We start from the raw sequence: 11,344 nt of genomic DNA, 5'->3' as shown, positions 1-11,344 counted from the left end.
GGCTAACAAACCCCGTTATTCAATACTTACACAGTTTTTAATATAGTGCCAAAAAAAGCCATGTATTTCTACATGGCTTTTCTATGTGCTTCGTTTATTTATTCTATTGATCTTCCCTGCTATAGTACATTCTAGGCCCATCACAATCTTCCACAGTATTTTTAAGAATATTTTCGTCATCCTGAATCACATAAAGATATTCTTCCCTACTTAAACAACTTGAATAAATCTCAATATCCTCTGGTTTCGGCTCTCCCCATACTGCAGTGTATAAGCCGGGGTATCATAGTAGGATTTAGTTACATTAAAAGTTCCTTCTACCTTTATCGTATCATTCTGCCTAATCCTGATCTTTTCAACTGTATTATCTTCCCTGAAAGTATAAGTATCCTGGAAATCCATTTCATCTCCTTCCTTTGTACACTCTCCGGTATTACTGCAGCTCATTTTAATTAATTTCCAAACTTGAGGAAGTTCTACTTCAATTTCGGTACCTGAGTCTTCTTCATTATCGCCGCTATCAGCGTCACTTTCGGTTTCGGTTTCAGAAACTTCTTCAATATCTTCTTCGACTACTTCCGGTTTCTCCTTTAGAACTTCCTGATCAAGAAGACCCGGATTCGTATCTTCGGAACACGCATAAATCAGGAAGACTGACATCAGAATAAGCAGCTTTTTCATATTGATGTTTTAAGTCTGTTTCGAAAAATATAATTTTATTGGAAACCGTGAAGCTATAACCAGTTAAAGTCAGTCAGCCTAAAACCAACAAAACAATCATCTGCACAATCTTTATTTACATAACCACAGGTATTAACAACCCCTTCGGAAGTAGTGTCAAAATATATAAGGTTGGAATCAGTATCTACAGTCAGATATTCTGCAAAACAAAGGCTGTACAATTCATCTATGGTCAGAATATCTGCTCCACTCTCATGAGTTCCAAGATCAAATTCTGTTTCTATATATTCTTCTACAATATCAGTTTCGGGTGGATTCTCTTCCTGGGGCTGGGTAGACATAAAATCTCTACTTACAACCTCCCCATCTTCAACCTTAATTGTAGTTGAAGTAGCAAAGCCTGTCCAGGATACTGTTTCTATTGTATACTCATAGCTATCATTGTTGGTGCTTCTCAAGGAAAACCATAACTCTTTGCTTTCTGAAGAATTGATGCCACTTTCACCAACGAATTCGTTTTCATTATCAGAATTGTCATCGCTACTACATGAGCTAAAGCTTACAACTGTTAGAAACAGGACAAAATATCTGTATACTATTTTTAGGCATCTCATAATCATCTATAATTTAGTTCTACTACAAAGACGTTCTTTTCCTGAAATGGTTGCGTGAATACTCTATGGAATCCATTTCTTTTCGAAATTTGGTTTTCTTTTCTCTAGGAATGCATCCCTACCTTCCTTAGCCTCATCCGTCATATAAGCCAGCCTGGTGACCTCACCGGCAAATACCTGCTGCCCTACCATCCCATCATCGGTAAGATTCATGGCGAATTTCAGCATTTTGATAGAAGTCGGTGATTTTTCTAAAATTTCCTGTGCCCATTCATATGCAGTAGTTTCCAATTCTTCGTGTGGTATCACGGCATTCACCATACCCATCTCATAGGCTTCCTGAGCAGAATAGTTTCTTCCTAAAAAGAAAATCTCTCTGGCTTTCTTCTGTCCCACCATCTTTGCAAGGTAAGCAGAGCCATATCCAGCATCAAAACTGGTGACGTCTGCATCAGTCTGTTTAAAGATTGCATGTTCCTTAGAAGCAAGCGTAAGATCGCAGACCACATGTAAGCTGTGACCTCCACCTACTGCCCAACCGGGAACCACACAGATCACTGCCTTTGGCATAAATCTAATGAGCCGTTGTACTTCAAGAATATTCAGCCTGTGATATCCATCTTCACCAACATAACCCTGGTGGCCTCTAGCCTTCTGGTCTCCTCCACTGCAAAAAGCCCATTTTCCATCTTTCGTAGAAGGCCCTTCAGCAGAAAGTAGTACCACGCCAATCGAAGTATCTTCATGTGCATCCTGAAAAGCATGCAGAAGCTCTGAAGTTGTTTTTGGTCTGAAGGCATTTCTAACATCAGGTCGGTTGAATGCAATTCTCGCAACCCCGTCTGCCTTCTTATAAGTTATATCATCATATTCACGTACTGTTCTCCAGTTTATCGTAGCCATACAAATAGTTTTCAGTAAAAATAAAGTTTTAAGTTCACTTCAGAAAGTAGATAAAAAAACCTGTTCCATGGAACAGGTTTAGATCATACTTAAAAGATGATTATTGCATATATTTTGCCATCATAGGTTGCAATTCCATTCCCCAGGCCTGCCCTATCTCCATAGCTTTCTTTGTAATATCTGGAGTAAGTTCAACCATCTTCTCTCCCACCGGTGTAGCATAGAATGCAAGAATCTCATCCAATTCCTCTTCTGTAAACTTCTCTGTATAGATCACTGCCATTTTCTTATACAATTCCTTAGTGCTGGCAGAAAGTTCTTTCTTAAACTCTTCTCTTTTGTCTTCAGCAACCATTTTCACGATTGGCTCGGTCATAATATCAAATTGCTGACCGGAAGTAAGCTCAATTAATTTGATCGCTTTTGTTTCTTCTGAAGTCATTTGCTCCTGCGCCAGGGAGGTAAAACCTATAAATGCAACTCCAATACTTAATATTAATTTTTTCATATTTGTGTTCGATTTTATAATTTGGAAGTGAAAATAATCGTTTTTACAAAACTGTTTCAATAATTTCTAAATGAATTGGAATATATTTATTGTTTTTGCACCATTTTTGATATTCTTCAGAAAAAACTGATCATGAGAATTCTTTACATTCTACTTTTTTTGCTGGCAGGTTTTAGTACTTCTGCCCAGGAATTTGGGTATTGGGATCGTGAGGATTTCGAAATTGGCAATCGTGGTATCCAAAACGACTGGAAAGATTTTAGTTTTAACTGGCAGCAACCTTCAGAATTTAATATTTCTGATGGTTCTTTTCTGCATCTTCGGAATGATATTCAGAAAGACCAGATCGATATGCTGGCGATCATAGACAAATCAAATAGAAATAAAATTACGCGCGAAATTGACCTTGGATCTCCACTTCCGCAGAGAACCAGAGATAAGAAAATTTTTGAAGTAACAGGGAATATCCAAGCTAGAGATAGAAATGATTCTTTTAGCAACCCTTTCTACAATCCATTCCTGAACAATTACAATCAGCGTAGTTATGGAGTGAGAAGATATAATACTCCATATCGATATATCTATTGATCCTGGTCTTGCTCTTTTAAAGTAATTCCGTCTTCATTCAAATCGATTTGCCTGTTCTTGTACAGGCTTCCAATTGCTTTTTTAAAGCTCTTCTTGCTCATTTGCAATCTGGATTTGATATCTGCAGGATCAGACTTATCTGTTAGATCAATAAAACCACCGGAAGACTCGAGTTTATCAAGAATTTTCAGAGCATTTGGCTCGATACTTCTATATCCCGGCCTTTGCAACATGATATCGATCTTATTATCTGTTCTTATTTTCTTGATAAAACCTCTTAGAGAATCACCAATTCGCAATTTTTTAAAGACTTCGTCATGATAGATCAAACCTAAATGCAACTGATTGATGATCACATTAAAACCAAGATCGGTTTCGTTACTTACGATTAGATCCACTTCTTCAAACGGTTCTACGGTAAGCTCAGAATTATCAAGAAATGCATGAACTTTGGAAGATGCAGTAAGTCTTTCTGTTTCGAGATCCAGGTAACAGAATACAAGATAGCGCTCTCCTTTTTGCATAGGAATCACCTGTTCCTTAAAAGGAACAAAAAGATGTTTCTCCAATCCCCAATCCAAAAATGCCCCGAATTTACTAACCTCAACACAGGTAAGATTTTCGAATTGATCCAACTTGATCTTAGGTTTCAAAGTTGTTGCTACCGGTCTTTCTGAATGATCCAGGTACACAAAAACAGTGATCTTATCATAGACCATCCAGGTTTCAGGAACGTATTTATTAGGCAAAAGCACTTCATCACCGGCATCGTTCTCAAGATACACACCGTGATCGCTTTCTCTAATAATACTTAATTCATGGTATTCTCCTAACCTGATCATAGTCTAAAAATTTAGCATACAAAGATACTGTTAATCAGCAATAAAAATTCCGTTTATGAGAATATCCCACAAACGGATCTTTATATATGCTTGAAGTAGTTTATTTGTACATACTTTCTTTACCAAAATGCTTGGTTAGAAGGTAATAGATCACCACTCTGTATTTATTACGGTTTGATTTTCCATACTTTTCCATCACCTGATTGATAGCTTCGTCAGCCTTCTCTTCATCAGTCACTCCAAGTTTTTTCATGACGAAATTGTTCTTTACTGTTTCAACTTCAGATTTACTGGAAGCCGCAACAGTTTCAGCGTCGGCATTATAAATACTTGGACCCATGGATTGAGCCAGTTTCCGCAGAAGATCCACATCAGGATTATCCTCTCCCACTTTGGTTTTAAGGTCATCGATATACTGACCTACTTTTTCATCAAGTTTACTCATGATCTAAATTTTAAGTTTTAGCTCAGGTAAGTTAATAAAAAAGTAAAAAAGAAGCCTATGAAAGCCGACTAAGATTTCATAAAACTAAAATATTCCAGCAATACCTTGTCGTTCATTTTACGCGGAGTAAAAATTTCCAGTAATTTAGGTTTTTCAGAAGCATCAAAAAATGTATTCAGTTCATGCTCTATTTCCTGTTCATTGGCAGCTTTTGAATAGTTAAATCCATACAACTCACAAATAGGTTTCGCCTGCAAGTCATGAGTAGTTTCGAAATAGGTATCAAAATTCTCTGAATCTTTATTTCCCGGTAATATTCTGAAAATACCTCCACCATTATTATTCAGTAAAATTATGCGGTAATTGGAAGGTATATGATCATTCCATAATGCATTGCTGTCATAAAAGAAGCTTAGATCACCTGTAATGAATAAAACAGGTTTATCTGAAGCTACCGCTGCTCCAACTGAAGTTGAAGTACTACCATCGATCCCACTGGTTCCTCGATTACAAAAAGTGTTCAGACTTCGATCCCATTCAAACAATTGTGCATACCTGATGGTAGAACTATTCGCGAAATGCACGATACTGTGATCTGGTACCTCTGGTACGATCAATTGCATCGCTTTAAGATCTGAATATGGGATCTCAGACATATACTCTTCATGACGGTGCTGCCTGTTCTTTTTTACATCCTTCCAGAAATTTCCATAATCGCTGGCTATTGTCTTAGTGAGTGGCATGAATGTGTGAAAAAAACCGTTTACATCTGTTTCGAAATGTTTGTTCAAACAAAAGAAGGTGTTATAGGCCTTTTTAGAATCTACATGCCAGTGATGTTTAGGATTGTAATTTCTCAGAAAGTTTTTGATCTTTTTTGATACGATCATTCCGCCGAAAGTGAGCAGAATATCCGGTTGCAATTCTTTAAATAATTCTTCTTTATTTTCTTCCTTTTCGATAGGTCCTACCAGCGTATCGATCCTGGTAAAAAAATCTGGATGATGAATATTCGATGTGGTTTCAGTAAAAACGATCACGCTGGGATCTTTCGCCAGCATATCTAAGAATTGTTGTTCTATCAGGTTTGGCTGGGCCACCCCGACGATCACCATCTTACGTTTGGCGCTATTCCACTCCTGCACATAGCTGTTCAATTGCGCTTCTGTATAGTGTTTCTCATTCACCTCGGGAAGGATCTGCAATGGATCTACTTCTATATGTTCTACCGTATCATAAAGTGGCTCGTAGAAAGGCACATTAATATGTACAGGTCCCTTTTCTTCTATCGCCTTATTCAAAGCGAGGTTGATTTCCCGTTCGTTATGTTTACGTGCTTCAAATTGTTTCTGCTGAAGCTTGGCGTCTTTAGATTGATGTTCCAGTACCAGTTCAGAATAGAGATTGGCAGAGTACAGGATATGATTTTCGAAAACGTTCTTCTGCCTGATGGTTTGTCCATCGCCAATATCAATACGTTCTATGGGACGATCTGCGGAAATTACCACCAATGGAATATCACTATAAAATGCTTCGGCAATCGCCGGATAATAATTTAGCAGTGCTGAACCTGAAGTACATACCAGCGCCACAGGAGTCCTTTTTTGTTGAGCAATTCCCAGCGCAAAAAAAGCTGCACAGCGTTCATCTACAATACTATAAGCTGTAATATCATCATGATGCGTAAAGCCTATTGTTAAGGGCGCATTTCTCGAACCTGGTGAAATTACCACCTGCTTTATATTCTTGGCAACACAAAGAGCTACCACAGATCTCGCTACCGGAATTTTTGAATATTTCATAGACTTCCAAAATTAGTATTTACGTCTAAGCTGGAAAGAGTTTTTGAAGCTTATTTAACAAGAACCCTACGCATGGTGACAGATTTATTTACCGTCTCAAACCATTCTTCTCCAGCATTGGAATCTTTGGTGATGCCACCACCCACAAAAATTTTTGCGATATCCTGTTCCAGTTTCATGCAGCGAAGATTTACATACAAATTAGAAACTTTGGAAATCGAAGCAAATTGCTGATTTTCCTGATTGCGCCGATTCGAATTTCTCTTCACCTCCTTGCTGAGTTGAACTTCGCCCAGATATCCACTATAATATTCTCTGTCCATTTCTTCATTCTGAAGTATAAACTGAAGTGCCTCAGCCTTCGGGATGCCACAGATCGCCGGTGTAGGATGAAGTGCCGTCACGATTCTGGAAAGTGCAGAACTGGAATCAAAAGATCCCTGGATGTCGGTTCTTATATGCAACAGGTTCCCTGCTCTTACATTATAAGGCTCCCCGATCTTCAGTTCTTTTACTTCTGAAATCTTTTGCAATTCTTTATCGATATAACTGGTTACAATTGCCTGCTCCTCTATTTCTTTTTGACGCCAGGTAATTTCCGAACCTTCTTCGTAAACCTGAGTTCCGGCAAGAGCCATCGTTTTAAATCTGTTACGTTCAGAATGTAAAAGAGTTTCCGGAGTAGCGCCCATCCAGGTGCCGGTTTCCGGATGATACCAGAAATAGACGAACGCATCCTCATACCTGTCGAGTAATCTTCTAAATATTGGAATAGGATCGGGATCATGGACTTTTACTTTTTCAGCCCTTGCCAGTACGATCTTATCAATACTGCTAGTTTTGATCTGGTCGATACCAGACTGCACTAATTTCTCATGCTTTATCTGGTCCTGAGAATTCCTTGCTGGCATGGGTTGTTCCGGCTGTGGGGGAACTGGCTGACTTACAGGTCGGTTTTCGTAAATACAATTAAAAACTTCAGCTTTAGCAATAGGAATGAGCAGGGATCGATTCAGAGAATCAAAAGCGGCAAATACAAATCCCGGCGTGTCCAGATCTTCACCGCTATAACTTTCCGCAGAGGTTTGACAGATTAGCTTTACACTTTTTTCCCCAGGTTTACGATAGGCAACAAATGGAAATTCTTTATCGACCTGAGTTCTTATACTGGCAAATAATTCTTCTTCTGTGATCATTTGGTTTCTTTTGGAAGAGCAATGGTCGTTAACTTCACCAGGGAGATCAGGCGATCTTCCTCATCTGTGATCTTTATTTCAAATAATTGCGTAGTTCGACCTTTATGAATAAAAGTCGCTTTGGCATAAACCCATCCTTCTTTTACACTTCTTAGATGATTTGCAGCGATCTCAATGCCCCGAATAAAAAAATTATCGGTATCCAGAAAAACATAACTGGCCATACTTCCAACACTTTCTGCCAGGGCTACCGTCGCACCTCCATGTAAAACTCCATCAGGTTGATGAACTCTTGAATTCACCGGCATTTTGGCGATCAGGTAATCTTCTCCAATTTCAGAAAACTCTATTTCAAGGGTTTCCATAAGTGTGTTCTTACAGACCTTTTTTGAAAGTTGCAGTACTTCTTCCTTCGTCATCTTTTAAAAGATTGGTTTATTTGTAAAAATACAAAACCTGCGACAACCATGAGTAAGGAGAAAAGTCTTTCTTATACCATTTACAACACCTATTCCACCTTGAATGAACATTCTGAAAAAACCAGAACTGTATGGTTGGTTATCCACGGAATTGGTTATTTAAGCAGATATTTTATAAGGCATTTTAATCATCTGGATGCTCAAAATTATATCATTGCTCCACAGGCTCAATCAAAATATTATCTCAATGGAGAATATAAGCATATGGGTGCCTCCTGGCTTACCCGGGAGAATCTTGATGCTGAGATCGAAAACGTGCTGAAATATCTAGATGCTGTTTTTGACGCTGAAGATCTATCTAATGTTCATAAACTGAATATTCTCGGTTATTCACAAGGTGTATCTGTTGCTACCAGGTTCGTAGCCAGACGCAAAATCAAATGCGCAAATCTTATCATGCACTCCGGAAAAGTACCCCAGGAACTTAACAAGGGAGATTTTGATTTTCTGAAAGAAACCAATTTTCATTTTATCTACGGAACACAGGATGAATACCTCAAAAAAGGAATTATAGAAGTTGAAGAATCAAGATTGAAGGAAATATTCGGAGAAAAGATCAATATTCATGCTTTTAAAGGTGGACACGAACTAAACCAGAAAATAATCACTAAAATTGCTAAAACCAGCTAATGCCGAAAAGTAGATCCATTTTAAGATCCCTGGGTCCGGGCTTTTTACTTGCCGGAGCCGCGATCGGAGTTTCGCATTTGGTGCAGGCGACCAGAGCCGGTGCAGATTACGGATTCTTACTCATCTGGATCTTACTGCTCGCGTGCATTACAAAATACCCATTTCTCGAATTTGGACCCAGGTACGCGGCTTCCACAGGTGAACATCTCATTCAGGGTTATAAGCGTCTAGGTAATTTGCCTTATGCGTTGTTTATTTTTATTACGGTGGGTAGCATGTTCATTATTCAGGCTGCAGTTACGATCGTAACCGCCGGTCTAGCCGAACAACTTTTTGGAATCGCGTTAGGAACTTTTAGCTGGAGTCTCATTATTTCTGCTATTTGTATCGCTCTACTACTTATTGGAAGATACCCGGCGCTGGATAAATCCATGAAATTCATCGTAAGTTTACTTGGATTGGCTACTTTGATCGCGGTGGTGTTGGCGTTTGGTGACGGGAGGCTTGATCGTTCGCTATCTATTTCATCACCAGATATCTGGAATACCGCAAGTATAGCTTTTATCATTGCCTTTATGGGCTGGATGCCAATTCCGTTGGATGCCGCCGTATGGCATTCGATCTGGACCAGGGAAAAATCGGTATCCACAGGGAAAATAAGTATCAGGGAAGCATTTGCAGATTTTAACGTGGGTTACCTGGCCGCTGCAATTATTGGTCTGTTATTTTTTCTAATGGGAGCACTTATTATGTTTGGTTCCAATACAGAATTTTCCGGGAACGGTGTGGAGTTTTCGGGACAGTTGGTAGCGCTTTACGGAGCCACTTTAGGACCCTGGAGTGAAACACTGGTAGCCATCGCTGCCCTAATCGCTATGTTCTCCACTACCCTTGCGGTTACAGATGCATTTCCCCGGGTACTTTCAGAAGTTTATATGATCGAAAAACCTGATGCAACAACTTCAGAAAAATGGAATTGCTACCGACTGGCAATTTTTATCATTCCAGCTGTTGCCCTGGGAATCCTTTCCTATTTTAGTATGACATTTACGGAGCTTATAGATTTCGCTACAGCCTTATCTTTTCTATCAGCTCCTTTGCTCGCATGGTTCAATTACAAACTCGTAACCAGCAATGTGATGAAAAAAGAAGACCAGCCTGGTAAGCAGTACCGAATTTTTACTTTATGCTGCCTTGTCGTGCTGGTTCTCTTCAATTTCGTTTATATCTATACCCTGCTAAATTGAAGGATCCTTATTGTTACCAGTTACCTTACTATCCGTTAGCGTTTTTAAGTATGCTACCAGAGCAGCCTGTTCGTCTTCATTTAGTTCCAGGTTATCAAAGGGCAGGGTTTGGTGGGGCAGATCAAACCCTAATCCGGCTCCTCCTCCCTTGTTATAAAAGTCAATAACCTGCTCAAGATCCTTATAAACTCCATTGTGCATGTACGGAGCAGTTAAAGCGATGTTGCGTACTCCCGGTGTTTTAAACAGTCCCTTATGCTGCTCGACATTATAACTCCAGTAAAAGCCGGTATCATCATCCAGCTTTTTGTTCTCCGCAGTTTCTGGCACTCCAATAACCTCCTTTTCGGTTTCAGTATAAAATGGTGGAACCGTCCCATTGGTTAGCGGCAGAAAGTGACAGGTCGCACACAGGGCTTTGCCGGCAAATAAATTAAATCCGCGTTTTTCCTGCTCTGTAAAGGTGTTTTCCTTGCCAGAAATATTTCTATCAAATTTACTATTCATTCCATTAAGCGTGGAAATATATGCAGACAATGCTTTAATAAGTTCTGTATTGCCTCGTGGAATACCACCAAAAGTCTCCTGGATCAATACCTGGTAGGTGGAATCCTGTAAAATCTCCTCGGAAAATTCATGCACTCCGGTATCGAATTCTTTTTTATTAGTAAATACTGAAGAGATTTGTTCCATCAAACCTTCAGATCTGCCATCCCAGAAAAATCCGCGCTGATAGACCGAATTGATAAGAGTAGGTGTATTTCTATCAAGCTCAATTCCCTGATTATCTCTACTGAAACTTAAGCCATCTGCATAGGCCTGTTCTGGAAGATGACAGGTGGCGCAAGCCATGCGCCCATTTTTCGAAAGCTTTTTCTCAAAAAATAATTTCTCGCCAAGTGCTATTTTCTTACCAATATTTTTCTTATTTACATTCTGCATAAAATATTCAGGCTTAAAAGAATCCTCTTCAAAAAATGTTGGAGCATTGAAATTGAAGGGCTGATTGGCTGTACCTTCCCAAAGTCCTGAAGTATTTCTAATTTGCAGCCATAAACTGGTGATATCGTTCAAATACTCTCTGGTAAACTCGTAACGATCGAAGGTCTCGAAATCTGTATTTTCCTCAAGATAACTAGCTGAACTTAATAGCTTTTGCCGAAATCTTTGATCTAAATCTATATCCTTTTGCTGTATGATTTTTTGAAGTGTATGAACATACACCTCATTCAAGGCTTTTAATGAGACCGCTGCTTCCTCTATCCCCAGTTGACTAATAGGAGTATCAAATCCAGTGATCGAATGACTAAGAATCCTGAGTAACTGTTGCTGCGTTGCAATGAAAAAGCGTTCTGTGGTTAGTTCCCGTTTATCTAAATTCTTCTGAAGGTTCCCCATCAATCCCAGGG

At 39.2% G+C, this 11,344-nt stretch carries 13 protein-coding genes; 3 read left to right on the top strand and 10 right to left on the bottom strand.

Annotated elements, in window-relative coordinates; genetic code table 11:
* Nucleotides 1-210 precede the first annotated feature (210 nt).
* The 4 genes from QZ620_RS11345 to QZ620_RS11330 all read right to left on the bottom strand — a co-directional run bounded on the left by QZ620_RS11345 (nucleotide 211) and on the right by QZ620_RS11330 (nucleotide 2,706).
* Nucleotides 211-681, bottom strand: coding sequence for a hypothetical protein (locus QZ620_RS11345; protein ID WP_295181689.1), 471 nt, complete (start codon nucleotides 679-681; stop codon nucleotides 211-213).
* Nucleotides 682-734: 53 nt separating this feature from the next.
* Nucleotides 735-1,295 (bottom strand): hypothetical protein, encoded by a 561-nt coding sequence (locus QZ620_RS11340; RefSeq protein ID WP_295181687.1) that lies wholly within the window; start codon nucleotides 1,293-1,295, stop codon nucleotides 735-737.
* Between the two features lie 63 nt (nucleotides 1,296-1,358).
* Nucleotides 1,359-2,198, bottom strand: coding sequence for a 1,4-dihydroxy-2-naphthoyl-CoA synthase (locus QZ620_RS11335; RefSeq protein ID WP_295181685.1), 840 nt, complete (start codon nucleotides 2,196-2,198; stop codon nucleotides 1,359-1,361).
* Nucleotides 2,199-2,298: 100 nt separating this feature from the next.
* Nucleotides 2,299-2,706: a DUF2059 domain-containing protein gene (locus QZ620_RS11330; RefSeq protein ID WP_295181683.1), complete on the bottom strand. Its 408-nt coding sequence runs from the start codon at nucleotides 2,704-2,706 to the stop codon at nucleotides 2,299-2,301.
* Nucleotides 2,707-2,838: 132 nt separating this feature from the next.
* On the opposite strand from QZ620_RS11330, the gene QZ620_RS11325 reads away from it, so the two are divergent.
* Nucleotides 2,839-3,294, top strand: coding sequence for a hypothetical protein (locus QZ620_RS11325; RefSeq protein WP_295181681.1), 456 nt, complete (start codon nucleotides 2,839-2,841; stop codon nucleotides 3,292-3,294).
* Here the strand turns inward: QZ620_RS11325 and QZ620_RS11320 are convergent.
* From QZ620_RS11320 to QZ620_RS11300, 5 genes are all read right to left on the bottom strand, one after another.
* The gene (locus QZ620_RS11320; RefSeq protein WP_295181679.1) at nucleotides 3,288-4,136 is read right to left on the bottom strand and encodes a S1-like domain-containing RNA-binding protein; all 849 of its coding nucleotides are present in this window, start codon (nucleotides 4,134-4,136) and stop codon (nucleotides 3,288-3,290) included. The genes QZ620_RS11325 and QZ620_RS11320 overlap by 7 nt on opposite strands.
* 100 nt (nucleotides 4,137-4,236) lie before the next feature.
* Nucleotides 4,237-4,581 carry a DUF2853 family protein gene (locus QZ620_RS11315; protein ID WP_295181677.1) on the bottom strand — a complete coding sequence of 115 codons (345 nt, stop codon included), beginning with the start codon at nucleotides 4,579-4,581 and terminating at the stop codon, nucleotides 4,237-4,239.
* Between the two features lie 68 nt (nucleotides 4,582-4,649).
* Entirely contained in the window at nucleotides 4,650-6,383 is a 1,734-nt protein-coding gene (menD, locus tag QZ620_RS11310; RefSeq protein ID WP_295181675.1) for a 2-succinyl-5-enolpyruvyl-6-hydroxy-3-cyclohexene-1-carboxylic-acid synthase, read from the bottom strand.
* A 50-nt stretch (nucleotides 6,384-6,433) separates the two neighbouring features.
* Nucleotides 6,434-7,579: a chorismate-binding protein gene (locus QZ620_RS11305; protein WP_295181673.1), complete on the bottom strand. Its 1,146-nt coding sequence runs from the start codon at nucleotides 7,577-7,579 to the stop codon at nucleotides 6,434-6,436.
* Entirely contained in the window at nucleotides 7,576-7,998 is a 423-nt protein-coding gene (locus QZ620_RS11300; RefSeq protein ID WP_141877339.1) for a hotdog fold thioesterase, read from the bottom strand. Before QZ620_RS11300 ends, QZ620_RS11305 begins: the two co-directional genes overlap by 4 nt.
* A 48-nt stretch (nucleotides 7,999-8,046) precedes the next feature.
* On the opposite strand from QZ620_RS11300, the gene QZ620_RS11295 reads away from it, so the two are divergent.
* Nucleotides 8,047-8,688 (top strand): esterase, encoded by a 642-nt coding sequence (locus QZ620_RS11295; RefSeq protein ID WP_295181671.1) that lies wholly within the window; start codon nucleotides 8,047-8,049, stop codon nucleotides 8,686-8,688.
* Nucleotides 8,688-9,935 (top strand): Nramp family divalent metal transporter, encoded by a 1,248-nt coding sequence (locus QZ620_RS11290; protein ID WP_295181670.1) that lies wholly within the window; start codon nucleotides 8,688-8,690, stop codon nucleotides 9,933-9,935. The genes QZ620_RS11295 and QZ620_RS11290 overlap by 1 nt, the downstream gene beginning before the upstream one ends.
* On the opposite strand, the gene QZ620_RS11285 is transcribed toward QZ620_RS11290, so the two are convergent.
* Nucleotides 9,927-11,344 (bottom strand): cytochrome c peroxidase (locus QZ620_RS11285; protein ID WP_295181669.1); only part of this gene is annotated, 1,418 nt, incomplete at its 5' end. The two genes, QZ620_RS11290 and QZ620_RS11285, sit on opposite strands and share 9 nt — an antisense overlap.

It is taken from the genome of uncultured Christiangramia sp., assembly GCF_913046405.1.
GTDB classification, from domain to species: Bacteria; Bacteroidota; Bacteroidia; order Flavobacteriales; family Flavobacteriaceae; genus Christiangramia; species Christiangramia marina.
Note: the sequence above shows the minus strand (reverse complement) of the source record. Positions and strands in the feature narration are given on the sequence as shown.